At 50.1% G+C, this 20,391-nt stretch carries 21 protein-coding genes; 14 read left to right on the forward strand and 7 right to left on the reverse strand.

Translation table 11 applies throughout. From position 1 onward, the window contains the following. Positions 1 to 68 precede the first annotated feature (68 nt). The 6 genes from ADIMK_RS19940 (at position 69) to ADIMK_RS19965 (ending at position 6,140) form a co-directional block, all read left to right on the forward strand. A complete protein-coding gene (locus ADIMK_RS19940; protein ID WP_036191926.1) occupies positions 69 to 1,397 on the forward strand; it encodes a metallophosphoesterase in 1,329 nt (442 codons plus the stop codon). Positions 1,398 to 1,413: 16 nt separating this feature from the next. Continuing rightward, a complete protein-coding gene (locus ADIMK_RS19945; RefSeq protein WP_036192184.1) occupies positions 1,414 to 1,680 on the forward strand; it encodes an amphi-Trp domain-containing protein in 267 nt (88 codons plus the stop codon). Positions 1,681 to 1,780: 100 nt separating this feature from the next. Further along, positions 1,781 to 2,551, forward strand: coding sequence for a metallophosphoesterase family protein (locus ADIMK_RS19950; RefSeq protein ID WP_036191928.1), 771 nt, complete (start codon positions 1,781 to 1,783; stop codon positions 2,549 to 2,551). Positions 2,552 to 2,699: 148 nt separating this feature from the next. Continuing rightward, entirely contained in the window at positions 2,700 to 5,096 is a 2,397-nt protein-coding gene (locus ADIMK_RS19955) for a DNA/RNA helicase domain-containing protein (RefSeq protein ID WP_036191930.1), read from the forward strand. An 87-nt stretch (positions 5,097 to 5,183) separates the two neighbouring features. Next, on the forward strand, positions 5,184 to 5,552 hold the full coding sequence (locus ADIMK_RS19960; RefSeq protein ID WP_036191932.1) for a nucleotide pyrophosphohydrolase: 369 nt from the start codon (positions 5,184 to 5,186) through the stop codon (positions 5,550 to 5,552). Between the two features lie 54 nt (positions 5,553 to 5,606). Further along, a complete protein-coding gene (locus tag ADIMK_RS19965) occupies positions 5,607 to 6,140 on the forward strand; it encodes a DUF6933 domain-containing protein (RefSeq protein WP_051693167.1) in 534 nt (177 codons plus the stop codon). Positions 6,141 to 6,579: 439 nt separating this feature from the next. Here the strand turns inward: ADIMK_RS19965 and ADIMK_RS19970 are convergent, their stop codons facing one another. The 4 genes from ADIMK_RS19970 to ADIMK_RS19985 are packed head-to-tail and all read right to left on the reverse strand — an operon-like array spanning position 6,580 to position 11,495. Further along, complete coding sequence (locus ADIMK_RS19970) at positions 6,580 to 8,142, reverse strand: TniQ family protein (protein ID WP_036191934.1); 1,563 nt, start codon at positions 8,140 to 8,142, stop codon at positions 6,580 to 6,582. After that, positions 8,139 to 9,071, reverse strand: a complete 933-nt coding sequence (locus ADIMK_RS19975) for a TniB family NTP-binding protein (protein WP_036191936.1) — start codon at positions 9,069 to 9,071, stop codon at positions 8,139 to 8,141. Before ADIMK_RS19975 ends, ADIMK_RS19970 begins: the two co-directional genes overlap by 4 nt. Beyond that, positions 9,064 to 11,019: a TnsB C-terminal domain-containing protein gene (locus ADIMK_RS19980; RefSeq protein ID WP_036191938.1), complete on the reverse strand. Its 1,956-nt coding sequence runs from the start codon at positions 11,017 to 11,019 to the stop codon at positions 9,064 to 9,066. Before ADIMK_RS19980 ends, ADIMK_RS19975 begins: the two co-directional genes overlap by 8 nt. Continuing rightward, positions 11,019 to 11,495, reverse strand: coding sequence for a TnsA endonuclease N-terminal domain-containing protein (locus tag ADIMK_RS19985; protein ID WP_197027595.1), 477 nt, complete (start codon positions 11,493 to 11,495; stop codon positions 11,019 to 11,021). The genes ADIMK_RS19980 and ADIMK_RS19985 overlap by 1 nt, the downstream gene beginning before the upstream one ends. 275 nt (positions 11,496 to 11,770) lie before the next feature. Between ADIMK_RS19985 and ADIMK_RS19990 the strand changes: the two genes are divergently transcribed. The 3 genes from ADIMK_RS19990 (at position 11,771) to ADIMK_RS20000 (ending at position 13,286) form a co-directional block, all read left to right on the forward strand. Further along, entirely contained in the window at positions 11,771 to 12,421 is a 651-nt protein-coding gene (locus ADIMK_RS19990) for a hypothetical protein (RefSeq protein WP_036191942.1), read from the forward strand. 83 nt (positions 12,422 to 12,504) lie between these two features. Further along, positions 12,505 to 12,861: a hypothetical protein gene (locus tag ADIMK_RS19995; RefSeq protein WP_036191943.1), complete on the forward strand. Its 357-nt coding sequence runs from the start codon at positions 12,505 to 12,507 to the stop codon at positions 12,859 to 12,861. Positions 12,862 to 12,893: 32 nt separating this feature from the next. After that, complete coding sequence (locus ADIMK_RS20000) at positions 12,894 to 13,286, forward strand: helix-turn-helix domain-containing protein (protein ID WP_051693168.1); 393 nt, start codon at positions 12,894 to 12,896, stop codon at positions 13,284 to 13,286. Between the two features lie 91 nt (positions 13,287 to 13,377). Here ADIMK_RS20000 and ADIMK_RS20005 read toward each other — a convergent pair whose 3' ends face one another. The 3 genes from ADIMK_RS20005 to ADIMK_RS20015 all read right to left on the reverse strand — a co-directional run bounded on the left by ADIMK_RS20005 (position 13,378) and on the right by ADIMK_RS20015 (position 16,829). Next, the gene (locus tag ADIMK_RS20005) at positions 13,378 to 14,598 is read right to left on the reverse strand and encodes a Fic family protein (protein WP_197027596.1); all 1,221 of its coding nucleotides are present in this window, start codon (positions 14,596 to 14,598) and stop codon (positions 13,378 to 13,380) included. Between the two features lie 476 nt (positions 14,599 to 15,074). Continuing rightward, positions 15,075 to 16,205: a helix-turn-helix domain-containing protein gene (locus ADIMK_RS20010; RefSeq protein ID WP_197027597.1), complete on the reverse strand. Its 1,131-nt coding sequence runs from the start codon at positions 16,203 to 16,205 to the stop codon at positions 15,075 to 15,077. Positions 16,206 to 16,226: 21 nt separating this feature from the next. Beyond that, a complete protein-coding gene (locus ADIMK_RS20015) occupies positions 16,227 to 16,829 on the reverse strand; it encodes a hypothetical protein (RefSeq protein ID WP_051693169.1) in 603 nt (200 codons plus the stop codon). 336 nt (positions 16,830 to 17,165) lie between these two features. Between ADIMK_RS20015 and ADIMK_RS22330 the strand changes: the two genes are divergently transcribed. The 5 genes from ADIMK_RS22330 (at position 17,166) to ADIMK_RS20035 (ending at position 20,288) form a co-directional block, all read left to right on the forward strand. Further along, on the forward strand, positions 17,166 to 17,855 hold the full coding sequence (locus ADIMK_RS22330) for a toll/interleukin-1 receptor domain-containing protein (RefSeq protein ID WP_036191945.1): 690 nt from the start codon (positions 17,166 to 17,168) through the stop codon (positions 17,853 to 17,855). A gap of 50 nt (positions 17,856 to 17,905) precedes the next feature. After that, positions 17,906 to 18,394 (forward strand): hypothetical protein, encoded by a 489-nt coding sequence (locus ADIMK_RS21835; RefSeq protein ID WP_081849889.1) that lies wholly within the window; start codon positions 17,906 to 17,908, stop codon positions 18,392 to 18,394. An 11-nt stretch (positions 18,395 to 18,405) separates the two neighbouring features. After that, positions 18,406 to 18,852, forward strand: a complete 447-nt coding sequence (locus ADIMK_RS20025; protein ID WP_036191947.1) for a hypothetical protein — start codon at positions 18,406 to 18,408, stop codon at positions 18,850 to 18,852. Positions 18,853 to 18,963: 111 nt separating this feature from the next. Next, positions 18,964 to 19,527, forward strand: coding sequence for a peptidase M15 (locus tag ADIMK_RS22015; protein ID WP_156043016.1), 564 nt, complete (start codon positions 18,964 to 18,966; stop codon positions 19,525 to 19,527). Positions 19,528 to 19,613: 86 nt separating this feature from the next. Beyond that, on the forward strand, positions 19,614 to 20,288 hold the full coding sequence (locus tag ADIMK_RS20035; protein ID WP_156043018.1) for a hypothetical protein: 675 nt from the start codon (positions 19,614 to 19,616) through the stop codon (positions 20,286 to 20,288). The last annotated feature ends 103 nt before the right edge of the window (positions 20,289 to 20,391 follow it).

A 20,391-nucleotide genomic window follows, 5' to 3' on the forward strand; every position in this document is an offset into this window, starting at 1 on the left:
TTTCATAAAGCCAACACATAGGCCGGTTACAGTTGCGCCTTTTATTTAAAAGCAGACATGGCAGAGCGATGCGCCTTCTCGATACGTTACCGAAAATCAAAGCGACCCCAATGCACGCCGAGATCAAACAGTGCGTTCCACAGGAGGCTGAGCTTTGGCCCTATCTGGAGAGCCACTCGGGCAACAAGGCCAGTACCGAAGGCGACAACCTGGAGCAGACCGTTCAGCGTTCGGTCTCACGGCACAAGTGGCGCTGGCCTAAAAAGCCGATCTGCTTTATCGGCGACCCCCATGCCGATGCGGAAGCCTTTATCGCCTCGCTGGTCGCGTCTGGCTGTGTCATCAGAACGGGGGCCGGCACCTGCGAATTTAGGCTGACAAAGCAGGGCAGAGACACCGTTTTTGTGATCGGTGGCGACTGTCTCGACAAGGGCCCGAGCAACCTGGAGCTTCTACGCGCACTTCGCCACCTGATGAAGCAAAGCCGACGCGTAAAGCTGCTCGCTGGTAATCATGATGTGAGATTACTGATGGGAATCAGAACATTAGCGCTAAAACCTCATCCAACAACCGAGCATCTTTTTGTGCGCATGGGTGACAAGGTATTGCCGCTACTCAAGGAGATTCAGCAGCACTACCTCAACGGAAAAGCATCCCTCAAAGGCATTCCGGATGAAGACGAATGTCGGCGGCGACTGTTTCCGTCTGACAACTGGTTTGAGGCCTTTCCTGTGGCGGCAGCCCATTATATGGGAGAGGCGGCGATTGAGCGTGAACTCAAGCGCATGAGAAAGAAAGTCGACAGCTTTGAAGAGGCGTGTACGCACGAGGGGCTTAGCCTTAGGGAAGTGTACGCGATTGCCCAAACCTGTCGTGCGCTGTTCCTCAAGAAAAAAGGGGAGTTCGCTTGGTTTTACCGTGAGATGCAGCTTGCGTATCGCAAAGGCTCCTTTTTGTTTGTACATGCAGGCCTGGATGACCGTATCAGCGAAACGCTTGAGCACAAGAGCGTTAAACACCTGAACCGTGCGTTCAAAAAGCAGGTGCGGCACGACCTGTTTCGCTTCTATTTTGGGCCACTGGCCAACACCATGCGCACCAAATACCGCGCTGCCGATCTCCCGCTGACTGAGCAGGGCGTAGAGCGTGTAAACCGTGCCGGTATCCATGCAGTAGTCCATGGCCATATCAACCGCACCCAAGGGCAGCGGCTGGCGATCAAAAAGGGGCTTTTGCATATTGAAAGCGATGTAACTCTGGATAGGAACTCGCGTCACAAAGAGGGCCTGACAGGCTATGGCGTCGGCTTGACCCTGATTAAGCCCGAGCGCTACGTCATCGGTATCAGCAACGATTACCCCAAGGCCAAAGTGTTTAGGCCGGAATCCTGTCTTTAATTCAATCGAGGGAATGATGCTAGAAAGCAAACACCGATTCAGACACCAGTCTCTGCAAGACAGCAAAAGCATTCAGGCGCTTCTGGAGGCGGTATCCAAAGGCATCGAGCGCGGCGAGCTCAGGTTCAGTGACAAAGATGGCGAGATCATCATGCACCCCAAAGGGCTGCTTGAACTGAAACTCTCAGCCAGCGAAGAAGATTCCCGCCATCGACTCGACATCCGGATCAGCTGGAGCGCTGATGACAGGCTGAACGTTGGCGACACGCTAAAGGTTGAGTAACTGAGAGCGTGAGGTGATCTGTCTACTGTTGCCGGAGCACTCGTCGAACTCGATTAGCCGTGGAAGAGCGGCTCAGGATCTATAGATGGAGTGAGGCTAAGTGAAACTGCACATATTGTCCGACCTGCATATCGAGTGCTTTATAGACCCCCATGCCTATAACCTGGAGGATGTGGGCGCTGATGTGGTGGTGCTCGCGGGCGATATCGGCGTCGGGTCTGAGGGCGTGGAATGGGCGGGACGGCAATCAGAACGCCTCAAGATCCCTGTTGTGTATGTCGCGGGCAATCATGAGTACTACTATCACGATATGGCGGCCTGCAAAACGCTCATGCAACAGGCAGCCGCGCACAAAGGCGTCTATTGGCTTGATGATGCACTGTGCGAAATAGGGGGCGTACGCTTTCTCGGCTGCACGCTATGGACTGACTACAACGCGGTAGGCGCGCGCGAGCAAGCAATGTCAGCGGCTGCACAAACGATGCCCGATCACCGTTATATCGAACATGACGGCCAGGTGTTCCAACCCCAGCATGCTGCGCTATTGCATACGTCATCCGTCGAATGGCTGAAGACGCAGCTTGAAACGCCTTTTGACGGGAAAAGAGTCGTTGTTACGCATCATGCGCCCACACCGAGTGCCCAGCATCCGGCATTCCCGCTAGATGCACTTGCCGGTGCTTTCTGGACTGATCTGGAAAACACGCTGTTGGCCAAAGCAGACCTGTGGATCTATGGCCATACGCACGCCTGCTTAGATAAAGTCGTTGCAGGGACACGTGTCGTCAGTAATCAGTCGGGTTATCGAAAAAGCCCAACATCACCGGGGGAAGATCCGAAGTTCAACCCGCGATTCGTTGTCGATATCTAAGCCGCTTTATCAGAGAAAATCGCTCTGCCGCTGATTGTGGCTGATGTAGTACACTGATTTCCAAACAGAATTGCGCGGGCTATATCAAGCATTACCCAACCTTGGGGTGATGAGAAGAAGACTGGCTGAGAAGGGAAGTACGCACGATATGTTGGTCTATACCGCCACAAAACAAAAGTTTATTGAAGATGTCCGGGCCAATACGATCGCCGATGTTATTGAGAACGAAGTAGCACGGAAGCTGAACCGTAACTCGCCGCGCAGTGAGCTCTTAGCCTGGGAAAACTCGCTGCGTTTTATGATGAGTGCGCTGTTGGATGAGGAAATACCTGCCTCCGCTGGGGTGGCCATTGAGTACAACATTCCACTAACAAACCGACGAGTCGATTTCATCCTTACTGGTAAGAATCATCAGCGGGACGATACTGCGGTTATTGTAGAGCTGAAGCAGTGGCAGTCAGTTGAGGTCACTATGAAGGATGCGATTGTCCGTACCCAGTTGGGTGGCTCGATACGTGAGACGAACCACCCTTCCTATCAGGCATGGTCATATGCTGCACTCATTGAGGATTACAATGAGACGGTTCGCTCCGAGTCTATAAGGCTCGTTCCCTGTGCTTACTTGCACAATATGAAGAAGGCGGATGCGATCAATGACCCTTTCTACGAGCAGCACACAGACAGAGCCCCAGTCTTCATATCTCCGGATGCGTTGAAGCTTTCCAAGTTTCTAAGCAGACACATAAAGTTTGGTGATAGTAATCACATCATGTATCGGATAGAGCATGGCGTGATCAAACCCAGCAAGAACTTGGCAGATGCCCTTGCGTCGATGATGCAAGGGAATGCTGAGTTTCTGATGATTGACGAACAGAAGCTCGTCTATGAAACCGCACTTGATTTGGCGAACAAAGCTAGAGCCAAGGAAAAACAGTGCCTTATAGTCAAGGGAGGCCCAGGAACTGGAAAGTCGGTAGTGGCGATCAATCTGCTGGTAGAGCTGACTAATCGAGAGATGATGACCCAGTATGTATCTCGTAACTCGGCCCCGCGTGAAGTGTTCAAGAAAAGGCTAACGGGTACCCGTAAAAAGACTCATATCGATAACCTTTTCAAAGGGTCCGGAAGCTATGTCGATGCCGAACCCGATACCTTTCATGCCCTGATCGTTGATGAAGCCCACCGCCTCAATGAAAAATCCGGAATGTATCAGAATCTTGGTGAAAGCCAGATCAAAGAAGTGATCCGAGCTTCTCGTTTCACGGTCTTCTTTATCGATGAGGCCCAGAGGGTCACGTTGAAAGATGTGGGGACGATTGCAGAAATCAAACGAAGGGCCAGCGAGTGCGGTGCCGAAGTACAGGAGCTTGAACTTGCATCGCAGTTTCGTTGCAACGGCTCTGATGGCTATCTGGCTTGGCTTGATCATGCGCTTCAGATCCGTACCACGGCTAATACTGACCTCAATGACGTAGACTACGATTTCCAGGTATTTGATAACCCAAGTGCACTGCGACGGGAAATTCTTGGAAAGAACCGCAAGGCCAACAAGGCTCGAATGGTCGCCGGTTACTGCTGGCCCTGGGCTAGCAAAAAAGACAAGCAAGCGATGGATATCGTATTTGCCGACTTAGGTTTTGAGGCGCAGTGGAATTTCGATGATGACGGTATGCTATGGGCGATCGCAGATGATTCCGTCGAGCAGGTTGGTTGCATTCATACCTGCCAGGGACTGGAGTTTGACTATGTAGGCGTCATCATTGGCGATGACTTTGTCATCCGAGATGGCCGAGCGGTAACAGATGCCAGCAAAAGGGCGGGGCAAGATCGATCAGTCCATGGCTATAAAAAGCTTCTAAAAGAAGAGCCCGATCATGCTCGCGCACAGGCGGATCAGATTATCAAGAACACCTATCGTACCCTTATGACTCGAGGTCAAAAGGGCTGTTACCTGTATGCCACCGACGCTGAAACCCGCGAATACTTCGCGAACTTTATTTCCCCGCATCAGCAGGACAGTCAGGTGCCAGAGAAGGAAGACATTGCCATTACCGAGCTGACTGGCTTGGATCTCCCGGTAGTTACGCGTGAAGAAGCCGGGCTGTTAGAGCAGTATGTGCCGGTGTATGACCTGAGTATTGCCGCGGGTCAGTTTAGCGAAATGCAGATCGCAGAAGCTGACTATTGGGCTGAACTGCCCGATTATATGCGAGTAAGTCCGGATCTCTTTATTAGCCGCGTGGTTGGTGAATCGATGAACCGGCGTATCCCCAATGGGTCCTGGTGTCTATTCCGCGCGAACCCTGGAGGTACGCGGCAAGGCAAGATCGTCGTAGTACAGCACCGTTCAATCGAAGATCCGGACCATGGAGGCAGCTATACCGTCAAGCAATATCATAGCGAGAAAGTTGAGGCATATGGTGAACTGGTTAATCAGCGAATTGTACTGAGGCCACTAACAAATGCTTTCGGCTACAAGGATATAGTGCTTGAGGAGGAACAAGAGGATCTGGTGGTTATTGGTGAGTTCCTTACGGTGCTTTAAGCAGTGGTAGGGCTTTGGGGTCGCGCCAGAGTCCGATAGCGGCCTTTGAGTAAGGCTAAAGCAGTTCAAAGTTAATGCGAGTTTTTTATGACTGATCCGTTCGAAGAGCTTAACTATTCCTTGCAGCAATTCGCCACAGAGCGCGACTGGGACCAGTTTCATTCGCCCAAGAATCTCGCCATGGCGTTAACCGTCGAAGCAGCAGAGCTTCAGGAGTGTTTTCAGTGGAAAACCGAGACAGAGTCTGCTGAGCTGAATGAAAAAGAGCTGTCTGCCGTTCGAGACGAGATAGCAGACGTGCAGCTTTACCTTATTCGGCTGGCGGGAAAGCTGAATATCGATATTGAGAAGGCCTGTCGAGACAAAATGGTTAAAAATGCTGAGAAATACCCTGCACACAAAGTGAAAGGTAGTTCCCGTAAGTATACCCACTATCAGAAAGGTGATGATAAGTGACCGACCACGTAAAAACAGCCTAAGAAGTCACAAAGTAAGGGAGAAGAAAGGGTGATGCACCAGTTCAGGAACAACACGCCCGACCAGTCCTTCCTGGGTGATTTCCCTCAAGCGGTGGATGATGCGGCGCAGGGTGAATGGCGCGCCAATATCACCACAATCCAGCGCCGCCAGTGCATCGTATTTACCCATGACCAGACGCGATTCTCACTGGCCCTTATCGGCGTGACTCAGAAAGAGCTCAAAGAGCTGACGTTCTGGTTCAGCGATATGCTGGGCAACACCATGCTCAAGCTGGGCTATCCAGTAGAGCTGATGGAACGTGCCGTAAATTCATTCAGTGAGCTCAGCTTTGATACGCAATGCAGCCGTTCGGTACAGGGCACGCTGAAGAACATGATTCTCGATCTCGAGGCGTTTACCTGGGATGGTAGTCACATCATGGACCTGGGACCGTATTCGTTATCTGCGAATCTTTGTAAGCGGCCATGTAGCATCAAGGGCATGAAGCACGAATGCATATTCCCAGATAAAGAGATGCGAAAGCTGCTGGAGCATCTACCAGACCCGAACGAGACTGTGCATTAATCAGATCCGGGGCAAGAACAGGTCAAGTGCGAATCGTGCACCAGCTTGCAAAGAACGATACTCAGTCCACGAAACCTAAATCTTCGAAGCTCTGCGCACCAAAATTCCTGTTACTTAATCGAGCATACAAAGGGCATCAACTGTCGTTTCCAGTTTATGCGTGAATTCTCGCTTTTCTGGAATCAATGACTTAGCGGCGGGTTTTACAAAGTGAGCGGCCCCAAATTTCTTATACAACCATAAATTCCCTTGGTTGTTTCCACTACTTTTGTAAATTCTCTAAAGATGTCGATATATCGCGGGAAAAGTTAGCTAAATTCTGCAAATTGATATAAAGAATTACCAATTAAAGGTAGCTAGAAGCGGCCTTGGAGTCAAGCGATATGGAGGGGATAACTGGGGTGTTACAGGCGTATTCGGGAGGAGTGGCGCGGCTGGATCAGGTTCCAGTCGCGCACATGGCGGGCAGCTCGTCGTTTGACAGAATCGCCGCGAGATTTTCGTTCATGAGTTCGAAGACGCTGTCTCCGTCGAAGTAAGTTCCGTTGCCGACTTCTGCCCGTACCGCTTGCAACTGGCCAGTGTTGATCAGTCTCGGGAAAGTTTTCCAGTGCAGCCCGGTCATCCGGCAGAGTTCGACTTGCTCAACAGGCGATGAACAGCGTTCTCTTAACTTCTGCGCCAGCCAAGTATTAAACAACGACTCTTCGATCAGAATGGGGTTTAGACCATGACCGTTCAACCGGTATGCTGTGACCCGCCCATTGCTGATGTCATGTACTAGGCCCATTAGGTCTGTACCGTGAGCGGATAAACGGCGATCCGTTGGCTCGACCCGAAGCAGCGCGTCACTGGCACTTGATACCAACGGTATCGCTTCCACCAAAGAGACTAAGTCGTTGGCATCATAGCGATACCGCACTACACGGGCATCGCGGTAAACCGGTTCAATGCCTAGCTCCTCGATAATCTCAAAGATCGCCTTCCTGTTGAGATCAATCCACTTCGACTTGTTCTCTTTGTTATCCATAGCAGGGTGAAGTGACTCGATATTGAGTAGCTTAAATAAAGCTTCGGAATCGAGCAGCCGGTTGATAACTGCCGTCGGATAGTTGCGGTACTTATTGCTCCGGATAAAGCTGGGCAGCGCTTCGGCGCACTCGCTCTGCCATTCAGTATCAACATACTGATGCGTATCCGAGAACGCGAGCTCAGGAAGGTTCAATGCTTCGAAGCACTGGAACCGGCCATACCCTTTATGCTCACCGCTAGCCATATGACGCATGTAGAGTTCTTCTGCTTTGGCGAAATACCCGTCGAGGTCGGGCAGGGCTCCTTCGTACTGAGCCACTGGTGTTTGTAACATCAGGTCATTTGGACGCATTGCCCGCAACAAATACTGCCCAGCCAGCTGTTCGAATGCGTAAGTCTCTTTTGAGACCCGTCCATATTCCCCAGCTACAGCCATCCATTTCTGCTGGAATAGCCCAATCGGCTGCTTGCCTTTAGCATTCCGTTTCCATTTGAATCCACAAGCGTGGCACTCGGTATCCAGTCCATGATGCCAGCTAAGGGGGGAGTCACAGTCCGGACAGTATTCCAGAATACTGCATTCGTGAACCGGACAGACCCGCATCAAGATGTTCTCAAACTCAGCATGTATGTAGCCGTATTCTTCAAAACAGTGCGGACAAATGCGCGGCGTGTTGAGACGCCAGTCTTGCAGCACTTCACCGAACACTAAAGACTTGTCTCGCCATACATAGCTCCTCTGAGGCTCCAAAGCGTCGCTGAGCTCGCGCTTATCTATTCCGACGGAATCGGCCACGGCGAGTACCAACGCTTCGAAGCGAAGCTTCCTTACTTCAGCACGCCGGAACGGCCACTCTTCAGCAGCCACGCACTTCCAGAGGTCGGGGAATCCGTTATCGCGGCTCAAACGCCACAAGTAGCCAACAATCGATTCCTGATTGGCAGGAGAGGGGTTAACAGGCAAATTCATTTAGGTCCTTTCCCCATTTCAGCTCTAACGACTCGGATTGATGCTGCGAATGGATTGCATTTAGGCTTATGAGGATTGGCACGTGTAAATTCGAATGCTTCAGAAAGCGTAGCCATCGTAATGCCGACTTCTGGATCAGCAATGTTGATTGCCGTTTCGATGATTGTTGTGATGACCCCGATTCGACCGCCTGAAGCCAAGAGAAAGCGCTCCGGCATGTCGCCGTCGTTGAATTTTACGGATGGTATGCTGCAATTCTTATTGCATGTGACTAGCACATTCCGGAAGTCTCGCGTGTTCTCTGCCGTCTTCATGTTCAGATTGCGTAGATGTGTCGACGATACAAATCGGCGCTGAAGTTCAGGGTGACCATCAAGCACTGTCAGAGCTTTAAACGTGCCAGCCAAGACAAACGGCACTTGGGCTTCGTCCATGAGGTTTTTCAGCAAGTCTCCAAGTGACTCGATGTTCTTCTTACCGTCCCGGCCAGCGAGGTGGTGGAACTCATCAATCATCACCAGCTCTACCTGCCGCTTCTTTAACAGCGTGATAGCACGCCGCTCTAATGCATTGACTGTTTCGCGTTCGTTGGGCGTGATACCGAGCTCAATACAGAGGCTGCGCAAGAATGAACTCTTCTTCGAGTCAGATTGAAGTCGCATCAATACCACGGGGTACTTCCCACGAGCAGGTTTAGTTTCGATTTGATTGCATCGACAATATTCCTCCCGGTAGAACTTAAGTATCGTCGTTTTACCGACACCAGTTTCACCCACAAACATCATGCCTCGTGCCTCAGGGAATCGAGTTCCATGGGTCCTGTTGATGTTGCGCAATGCCATTATGAAACCCGGATAGGGGATGCGCTTGCTCATGAAATCAACTGATGCAGCGTTCCGTTGGGGGTTTGTATCAATAAATTTAGACACTTTCGTAGCCCTCCTCGTCGTCGTCCGCATCAAAAACATCGTCGTTATGCGTGGTCGAATTTGCCGCTGGATCGAAGTAATCAGCCTCACCCATCTCGGTCATCAGGCCAGCCTGCTCCTGAATCGCATCGATGTTCGTCTTCCTGTTATGCGCTTTGGCCTTCTTGCGCGGCTTTTGGGCGTTGGCAGCCTGATGTACCGGCGTTTCATCAACCGGTATCTGCTGTCCTAATTCAGAGATGGCCTGTTGAGACGCTGCTGAGTTTTTCCATGTTTTGTACTCATGCACGCTCTTGCCGGTCAGGTGGTCAAAGTCTTCTTTAGCGGGAACAATCAATTTAACCCCCTTGTCGTTGAAGAGGACGGTTACCGACCCGACATCCTCATCATCGACCAGCACGGTACAGGGCACCGGATACTGCAACCCGTACTCTTTGACCACAGCATCCAACTCATCGGATTGATAGGTGATCCCGTTAGCCGATACGCCCTCACGCTGGAGCTTGCGTGTTTCTACGACCCCCTTGATATAGTGGAACTGCTCAGCATTGGCCGGTATGTTGCTCGGGACAAAACGTGCTTGAGACTTCCACACTTGATAGGGCGTTAAACTGCCAGCACCGTGTTCATTCAGCCCACGGTGTGGTCGCTGATGATAGTCATCGACGATGTAGCGGATCAGAATTTCACGGAACTGGCGCAACGTCATACAGGCTGCATCTTTCATGTTGATATCAAGTTCCTTTTGATCTTTACGCTTGCCCACATAGCCGTTCAGCGTCGAAAACAGCTGAGTCCGGCATGTTTGAAAAAAGCGCTCCACGAAAGGCTTCTTCCAAGGCTTACGCACTTCGGCCTTGATATCCGCAATGTGTACTTGCGACAGAAATGCCGAGACTTGATGAGAGCTGAATCCGGGACCAGAGTCGGAAACGAGCGTGGATGGGATACCGCACATCGGCCAGTCGTTTTCGCAGCCGTATTGTTCAGCTTCTTGGTTTGGGGCCAGCATCTGACGATACAAATGCAGCACAGAGCTAGAGCGCTCTCCACCGCCCACTTGCACATGAAGACCAATGATCGAGCGTGAGTAGCAGTCAATCATTGCGTAAACGAGTGGAGCTCCGAGATAGTTACCGTCGTCATCCAGCAGACCGATGTTAATCGTCGCCGCATCGACTTCGACGCGCTCAAGAATCTGATCCAATTTAAATTTCTGTACGGCCTTTCGTCTCATCACGGTTCGCTCCTTGTTGGATAGTTTTTTACTCAAATCCTTGGGCGAGAGCAGGAGGTGATTGGCCCAGTTGTAAAATTGGGAGCGCGAAATCATCTTTTCCGATGCCAGAGGATGTGCCTTATTGCTTGAGAGCTCGTTAAAGTTCTTTTGCATGATCTGATGGCAACGCAGCAGACTGAGCGCGCCGGTCGGCTTTAGGTAGTGGTCATCCATCACTTCGCTAAACAGGGCGATCAACGCTGGGTTAGCCCGAACTTCTGAAGGCTTTTGTGTCGAGTTCACTACCGCCAGCACACTTCGTCCCGCCGCAAGATATCGGCGGTAATAGTTGTACAGAGTGCTCGGTTTGGGAGCAGGTTTACCCGCCGCATGCCTCAACGAGACTGCGTGAATTACTCGTTCGCGTACCGCAACGGAACCGGGGTAGTTTTCGCGGTCCATCGCTGTCAGATAGGGTTTCCAGTATTCGACTTGATAGTGATCATCCGGCGACAAGCTGGGCACTACAGCACGAACCTGTTGGGGCGCGTCAAACGAGACGAAGCCAGTCTGGACGTGCCCGTTGAATTCGTGCTCAGATAACAGGAACGGTATCCCTGTCGAGTTGACCACAATGAACGTATCATCAACACGCGTGATCTTGGCCAGATCACCACCGATACGGCACTGGCGTGCGTCCGCTTGCTCAATACTGATATCAGTCCTCATTACCAAACCACCTCCATATTCAGATCAATTTTTTGATCTTTTTTATATGAGACTTCACCGCGCGCCATTGCTGAATATAAGCTTGCAAGCTCTTTATCATTTAAACCCTTATTAATTAGGTCGATTATTTTTCCTTTAAAATTCGGTATAACATCGTTAATTAATAAATGATCATGGGATTTATACCGGTGCAAAAACATGAGGTTTTTCGACTCTTGAGCAGCGAAATCAACTAGAACAACGCGAAAATAGATGCCTATGCGATCAAAGGACTCCCGCAGCAGTTGGAACTTTTCTATGTCTCTATCCGATGCCGTGTAGCGGATACCCTTGATTTCAATAAATGTTGATTCGCCATTGTTATCAATGACATGGAAGTCTGGTGTGTAGCGGACTTTCTTGGCTCCAAGCTCGTACTCAAAGCTCTTGGGCTGACTCTCAAACGAGGCGACACCAAGGTCCTGATCAAGCTTCATCGCGTAGATCATTTCGGACATGCTCTCGATATACATCGTACGGTTCGATTTCGAAGAGGTGTATAAGACCGTTGGTTTCACAGCCGACGACTTCAGTAACGGTCGAAGATTTGTGTTTTGCATAGTGCCTTTTCTCCAGTTTTTTGATGTCTCTCATAACAGCTATTGGTCGAAAGAGAAAAAACCGGACAAAAAGTTTTCAAAAAAATGTAAATTCTGTATAAATCGATTTAGAAACCATGCAGAAAAATCGAAAAGGACGTTAGGAGAGGCGAGTGGATAGCAGTCAGAAGTACCTCACAGAGCTCGTGGCGCGGGTATCAGGTTCGGCGAGCTTCAAGAAGAAAGCAGACGCCTACTATGGCGACAAATTGTCAGGGCTGTACGGGCATGGCTCTGGGTTTGTAGAGGACCTGCGAAGCGAAGTTGTGACCACGCTGATGGAGAAGATCAACGAAGGCACATTTGTACTCGACGACTATGAAGCGGGTAAGACCGAAAACGAACAGCCTGAAATTCACTTTCACAAAGTGCAAAAGTGGCTAATGGAAGCATTGAAGAATATCGGCAAGGAGCGTATTCGCAGCCGCCTACCCAAACAAACCCCTAACGGGCGTGGCGGCGACAAGATGCTATTAGGGTCTTCATTCGACGAATCAGACTACGCGGGTGGACTCGAACCCGAAAAGCCAGAGGAATTTTTCGGTAGTCTCGCTCAGTCTGATGACGACGAATCGCTTCGTGACTTCGATAAGTCGGTTGCGCTAGAGCGGTTCATTAACGCCGTAGGCGCAGAAAACGCCGCGATTGCTGAAGACCATCTCGCGGGATTCAGTAACGTTGAACTTGCCAAGAAGTACGGTGGCACACCCGACAAGTACCGAGCGATGTTTAATCGTGCCAAGAAGAAGCTGAAGCCTGATTGAACAATTTGGAGTTCATCAAACTCTATCATCCGTCCTCGTTCGGCTCGAATACGAGCCGTCGAGGGCATCAAGGGGGTAAGGCAATGGACGTGAAAGCGACGCTCTCACAGTGGGCACTGATCGAGCTGTGCACTTCAGCTGGTGATGCTGCGGAGCTGGTCGTATATGGCATTCCCTCCAAAGCACCCGATGAGTTCGTTCTAACATCTGCCGTCGACCTAATCGAGCAGGAGGGGGACGATTCTGCGTTCGTGACGACTCAGAATAGTTTGTACCGGGTAGTGGGGCCGGGGCGTCATTACCAGCTTCCCCTCATGGCGCTCCCTCTATTGCGAGAAGGGCAAGACCCCGGTGAGATCGCGAAGCGCTATGGTAGAGAGGATCGGAAACCGGGCTACGTGAAACGAGCGCTCGAACAACGGAAACGCTTAAAGTTTTAAGCGCCTGCGCCTCAACTAGCAGGATGGCGGAAATGAGCAAGATACTAAAATCAGTTCGTCGAGACTTTGCAGCACTGCATGAAGCGGAGCTTGCGAGTGCCGCCTCGCTGCAACAGCTCGATCAGCAACTCAAGCTGCATGTCGAGCCGCTGTCACCGGTTGAGATCAAAGGGATTCGGAAATCGACCGGTCTGAGTCGTGAGACATTCGCTCTCTATCTCAACGTATCGACTTCAACAGTGGGAAAGTGGGAGCGAGGAGAACATCAACCGTCCGGAGCAGCGCTGAAGCTGCTGTCGCTTGTGCGGGAAAAAGGAGTTGAGACTCTGAATATTGGTCTCTTCGTCGGGGAACGGTTTGAAGGAGAACAGGTAACGGAGGATTCTATGAACCAGCGGGACGAGCCGGAGGACCAAAAGCACTAGCTCGACAATCTCTGCTCCCAATGGGGATTACCATGATGCTAAGAACACATACGATAGAGCGGTCAGGAAAGAGGGGCGAGCAGAGGGTCATCTATGCCTCTGGGAATAAACCGGGCATCCAACGGCTGGCTAGGGAGGCCGGGAACGCGATTTTGAGCGGAGCGTGAATGCTTTCTGAGGTAACAATACCGAATTCCTTAAGCACGGAGACCATATGGCGTGCTTGATGCTCACCGGCTCCCGCAATACTCGGTACTTCGGCAGGTGTTAATTCGCCACAATTGAGTAAGGCATCCAGAATATTACCGGCTTGAGGTGGTAGACGACCTATATGGATTTCTTCTACGGCCCATACCGAGATGCGCTTACGTAGCTTATCGGGATGAACCAACTCTTCCATAAAAGTGACTTGCTCGATACAAGTCTGCAAGAAGAATTCCGTAAAGTCAGCAAGAGCGCTTTCGCTCCGGCTTCCCCGCCCATCCATATCACCACGCCGTGGCTGATCGCAAGCTACCAAGTGCTGCTTATACTTAGCCTCACACCTTGCAAGGCCGCGAGCAATTGACCATAGAGCGCTGGTGTCCATCACCTCTCGAAGCATGGCGTGGGACATCAGGCGAGCTACACGGCCATTCCCATCGAGAAACGGATGAATCCAAAGCAATCGATGGTGCGCAGCCGCCAACGATAAAACCGTCTCTGTCTTGCTTAGTCTGCTATAGACTTGCTCGAATCGCTTGAGGAAGCGAGGCGCCGCACCGGCGCTTATAGCGAAATGATGACCAACCTGTACATCACGGCACCTTAGTTCACCGGGAATGGCTCGGATACGTTCACCGGTATTTGGGTCTGATACCCAGAGCAGCTCGTATGGAAGGAGATCGCCAAATCGCTTATGAATTTCACAGATGGATTGAACAGTGGCGGCGCGCCCGTTTAAGCCGCCGTCATCAATCCACTTCTGGACCGTAACATGGGCGCGGGCTTCTAACTGCAAGTCTCGTTTGCGAGGCTCACAGCTATAAACCTCTCGAATCGCATGCTCAATATCGACAGGATCGGTGTTGTGACCTTCGATGCGGTTCGAATAGAAGCAGTTGGCGGTGCGTATCAGATCGGCTAAGGCGGTGACGCTGCCTTCTGGCAGGCTCCGGTTTAAAGCAGCCGACTTGGTAGTGAGCTCTACCGCAAGCTCAGTCAGTGCTGGGAGGTGCCGGTAGCGCTCGCTGATTTTTAAGGGCTCCATGATCGCGACAGCTTCGCCCCGATCTTTTGCCACTTCTATGTCCGCTTTCAAGGTCGGTTTCAATCCTAAAATATTCTTTTATTATAGTAGGTTAGATTCGTTGAGGCTGATACTTGATTGTCTAAACGTCCGGTTTAATGACCGGTTCAATTTCCAGCCAAAGAGTGTCCATAGGATCACTCCATCCGCTACCGGTTTTTTGACTATAGCGCCCCCTTATTGTGAAAAGAGAACATCTACTGTTCGGAACTGCATAACAGCTGCTGGCGCTGCTGGAACGCGAAAGGGGGCAAGATTATTGAGTAGAGCAGAGCGCGGCGTTACCAAAAATAACAAAGGCTCCCATCTGGGAGCCCCGCCGAGTAGCCTGATTCAGGCCGCTTGGTTCGGAAAGCCATTACCGGGCACTGCCTCGACCGCTATGGTTGCTTGGTGCCATGCGCTGGGCATGTCCGCTGCACCGATTTCCAATCTAACGTAACGGGCGATCCGTGCCAAGAGAGTATGATGGACCACCGCCGATCATGGACGAAGCGATCTCACCACCTCAACGGAACAACCTTTCGGTCATCGTCCGTATCGTCGGCAGCGATGCCCGTCAACTGGCTCAAAATGCTAGTGCTGACCCCAAGCTTTTTGGCAACATCCGAAAAGCCTACATGGAGTTCCTCTCGCAGTAGCGAAAAGGCCAAGTTCAGTATCTCAGGCTCCTCCATGGGAATGACATCATCAAGCTCTTCGTGCTTTGATTGCCCCGTCTTATTCAGCGTGACATTCGCACTTCGATAGGTCTGTGCTGAGATCAATCCGAGGAAATGAGCCCTGTAAATGATAGCTCGGACGCTGACTCGCCATCTTCGTTTCATTTCGTAGAGCTCGTTCCAATTTAGCCGTCCTCTGCTGATACACGACTTGAACTCGACGCTGAAAGCGCCTCTTGGCATCAAGAAGGCACTGGCGAAAGCGTTAGCTTCGCCCTCAGTCTTGGTATCGCCGGTTTCGACGCCCTCATGCATGATGAGGTGACCGCACTCATGTGCGAGATCGAAACGCATACGGCACGCACTTTCCTTCGCTTTGTTCCTGATGACCAGCGGGTAACGCCGCTGAACAGAAAGCGCATCGACCTTCTCGGAAATTCCTTCGAAACAGGTGACCACGGCACCGTGTGCTTCAAGCACAGCCACCATGCTCTCAATAGGGCAGTCGTTTCTGAGCCCCCAGTGCTTTCGAACTGCTTCCGCGAGCTGCTCAATGGATTCAGAGGTGAGGTTAGACGTATCGAACCCAAGCTTTTCTGCTATATCAAAAGCGGGTTCAGGAAGCTCCAATTCTTCATGGAGCAGTTCGACCAGCTGTTCAAATAGAGTGCTATAGGCTGCGACTCTGTTAGAAACGCCAACAGGTGTGGTTTTTCGTTTTCTGAAATGGCACTGATCAAGCTTTACTTCGTTGCGGATCGGCTTGGAGAAGAAACTCGGCTCTACACCAAAAAATTCAGCCAACGCGGCCAATACGTCATCACTTGGGCTGCGAGTCTCGCTTTCCAATTGATTAATGTGTTGCCGGGTCACCGATGCGGCGTCCCCGGCTTCTTGAAGGGTGCAGCCTCGCATCAGCCGTGCAAGGCGCAACCGTTCTCCGATAAAGTTACCAGTCATGTCGTACATCTCAATCGATCGGACTAGCTATCAAGCATTCTTGCGTTGATCAGCTGACTTGGCTTTCAGCTTGACCTTGACCTCTGGTTTGGCAACGGGCTCAACTTTTTCACCTACGGATGCAGGCTTAGAGGCGACAGTACCAGTCAGTGGGATTTCCCAGTTGCTGACCTGCTCACGAGTCTCCGCGTCAAAGCCGCAAAAGGTTACTTTATCCGCGTAATCTTCGCTATCTGCTTCCATGACGAAAAACCAAAGAATCGCCGCGTCTGACTCACTTAGCGGAAGCAACGATTGCTGCTGAAGCGCAGCGGGGCTAGCTATAAAGCGGCGTTCTTCCGGAGTTTCCGGCTCTCCGCGATAAAAGCGGACCGGAACACCGTTGATAGAAAAGGTGAAGCGTCCTTCCGGGTTAACGATCCCGAGCCAAGGTTTACGCTTTGAGTAGGCTTCACGGATCAACCTATTCCTGATGCACTCGTAAACGCGCAGTCCCAATCCTCGTTTAGTATCTCCCACTCCATTGGGGTCATATAGGTCTACAACCTCACCGCGTATATCGGTGATGAATTTGGCTAACTCAACCAAATGGTCTTGCGATAGGAGAGGGTTAACTTCCCAAGGATTACGCATATTGAAAGTACCTGTGCGGTGAAATGTTCAGATAGCATAACATGCAAATAAATAGATTTGTAAACATGAAATAAGATTGTAAACGACGCTTTGGTATGTCAACTTAACGGCTATGGCGGAGGTGCAGTGAGGTCCGGTAGTGATGATACTCATGCAGTTGGCAGCTGTTCATCGTCGCTATTTGTATCTAGCGCAAATGCGCTTGGAGAGGGCATGTGAAGCAGAACGCCGTAACGCAAGGTGAAGTTTCACCGCTTGGGTTTCGCCTCCACTGACAAGCGGAGAGTGTTGGCGGCGCAAGCATTCCGAGTTATCTAAGGAAAGAGGGAACGTTTTATGGCGAGATGCACAGCTCCAGTAAATGGACATCGTTCAGCGAGCGCGGCTGCGGCCTGCCCCGCATGCCGCAGTCGCCAAAGAGGCTATGGGGGATATTACCCGTCCTCATCGTACTCGCCATCAGGCAGAAGTGTTGGTGGCGTCACCAGCAGTGGTGGGTCCAGTCGTAGCGCGAAACCTAGATGGTCACCATCCAGTTCGACTGCGGTCTACACATCTGCCGAAGTGCAAGCACTTAACCCAGTGCGCCGCAGCGTAGAGGCCCGAGCGGAGGTTCCCGAGCGCCGGGACGTCTTTCTTTGTCACGCATGGGATGACCGGAGAGAGGCAGCAAAGATGCTGCACGATCAGCTTGAATCACGTGGTGTCTCGGTTTGGTTCAGCGAAAAGGATGTTGCTCTCGGCGCACCGTTGCTCCGCGAAATAGACAAAGGACTGGCGAAGTCCCGTGTCGGGATCGTTCTCGTGACTCCTGCGTTTCTGAGTCGCATACAAGGAGAGGGTATTGCCGACAAAGAGCTTTCAGCGCTGTTAGCACGTGACCTGCTCGTTCCAATTGTCCACGACACGACATATGAAGCGCTCCGCGATGTCAGTCCACTGCTTGGCTCCCGAAGTGGCCTGAGCACTGCGGAAAATTCGATGTCAGAGGTCGCAGAAAAGCTCGCTGAGTTGGTCACACTCTAGCTCTTGATGATGTCACTGTGCCCACAGGGTGGAGGTTAGAGTTATAAACCATGAATCATCTTGAGCAGCTAGTTTCAGAGTGGTACGAATATCGAGGATATTTTGTAAGAAGAAATGTCCAAGTTGGCCCGCGCCCCAAAGGCGGCTATGAGTGCGAGCTGGATGTGGTTGCCTTTCACCCAACTTTTCATCATCTTGTTCATATCGAACCGTCAATGGATGCACATTCATGGGCGAAACGCGAAGAACGCTATACCAAGAAATTTGAGGCCGGGAGAAAATACATACCGGCTCTGTTTGAAGGGCTCAATTTGCCCACTAATATTGAGCAAATTGCCCTGCTAGGCTTTGCCAGCAATGCGAATGTGAAAACATTAGCTGGCGGTCGCGTAATGACTACGTCAGAACTATTTATTGAAATGGTGGCAGAGCTTTCTAGTAAGAAAGTTTCGTCAGCGGCAGTACCAGAGCAATATCCTCTATTACGAACTATACAATTTGCTTGTGAGCACCGTGTTTCAGCCGGATGGTGCCAATAAAGGGCTTAACCATGGTGTGTAAAGACGACTTAAACGCGCTGCAAAGGAAAAAATTGACTGCCGCAGCGAGCATATTACATAGAACAGCACACCTATATGATGGTACACAAAGCCTGCTTCCCTTATGGGGCGGTGGTGTGATTACACATGGTGTTCCAAAATTCAAAAAATGCATTATCGGTATTACAGAAGATGCAAAAATAGCGAAAAAAGAAGATAGAACGAGCGATCATTTGTATAGAGTCACCGAAACCGCCAAATACGTACTTAGTAAAATCGTGGAAGATGATTTAGATGTAAGTGCAATTGAAGATGTTTTATTGGCGCGATCTGCATTAATGATCACCACCCGGTCTGAAAATAATAAAAAGTTGAAAGATGCATTAAAACAGTGTGAGAACAAGGATTCGTGGCAGGAACTGTATGAGAAAGCAGGGATTAAATACGAATTATACTAGCCATTTTAAGAAAAAATCTTTTCCGAAAAAATAATGAGAGTTTAAAAGAATCGATAGTGAAATAAGAAGCCTTATCATGGCCTGATGTGCTACAAAAAGGAGTTTTGATTTATGGAATTACCAGATTTGGATCAACCTTGTGGGGCGCATTTCATATATCGCGATTTCTGCGAATGTAGCGACACATGGAAAGCTCATAAAATAGACAACACCCCGAAAGAGCTTGAGACATATGAATCTATAAGAGATATGTGTCGTGAAATTCTTGATCCAGTTTGGCGAGAATTTGGTGAAGTAAAACTGACTTATGGTTTTAGCTCTCCTGCCTTGGTTAATCTGGTTAAAAAGCAGAGTTATCCCAATATTACGCCAAGCGGCGATCAGCATTCCGGGTCTGAAATTAACAGAAACGGCAAGCGGATATGCAGTCGCCTTGGAATATCTGTAGATTTCTACGTAAAGGGTGTCAGTTCGTTACAGGTGGCTCAGTGGGTGGTGAAGAATACAAATTTTGATCGGCTGTATTTTTATTCATCACATAGACCCTTTCATGTATCCGTCGGACCGGAATGCAAAAAAAAGATAGTTTTGATGGATGGTTACAGAGGAGGGAGGCATCAGCCTATAAATCGAAGTGTCGAACAGTTCCTGTCACTTGATGAGAAATTAAATTAATCGCTGAAATTAAAATTGCTTAGGATAGCATTTATGCATGCTTAATTTACAAGTGTCTATATAGAGGTGATCCGGTGCCACAGGTAATGGAAAAATTCGCAGATAGGCTTCATAGGGAATGGCTACCATCTTATTGTAATGCCTCTAACCGCCAATATTCCATTGAAGGGTTCAAATCTTCAACAATAGGAAACCTTAGTAGTTTTGACGCAATGTGGTTCATGCGAGCTATTGATGATGCTTTGGTCACTGAAAATGAAGGTTATTTTTTAGCACCCAAAAGCTCCGCAAAGGAAATGCTGTTTTGGGAAGGTTCGAAAAAGGAAAGTCCACGCCCAATTTTTTTGTGGATCGAGCCAATTATAACCATCGGAGCTATTGCTCGGTTAAATAAGCAATTCGGATGGCCTTCTTCACAGCTCGGAGCACAGTCGAAGACGTGGGAATTTGATTTAGTATGTTACTGTTCGGACACCGGTGTTGAGCACATTGTTTGTGAAGTTAAGAGGACCTCGAAGGAAATAGAAAAGCTCTTGCACTTCATGCATTACTATAGTGCAAGAGAAAAACAAGAAATTGAGCCAAAAAATCAAACTGAACGAAATGCATACCGGAAAGTTCAGGGTATAAGAAAAATATGGCCTAAGATATTTTGGGCGCTAGGGCCTAATGACGATAGCCATATATTTAAGATTGTTCGCACTGAGGGTTCCGAAAATTTCGATCTATTGCCTGTTACTGAAGATGAACTAATGTATTAGGACGTATCGTTGGTTAGAGCCCCACGCAAGATCGACTAGAGCCTTAGATTGCCGAATACATCAGACATCGCTAATGTACATCAAATAGCACAGGGGCATTCGT

The organism is Marinobacterium lacunae, from assembly GCF_000705555.1.
Classification (GTDB): Bacteria; Pseudomonadota; Gammaproteobacteria; order Pseudomonadales; family Balneatricaceae; genus Marinobacterium_D; species Marinobacterium_D lacunae.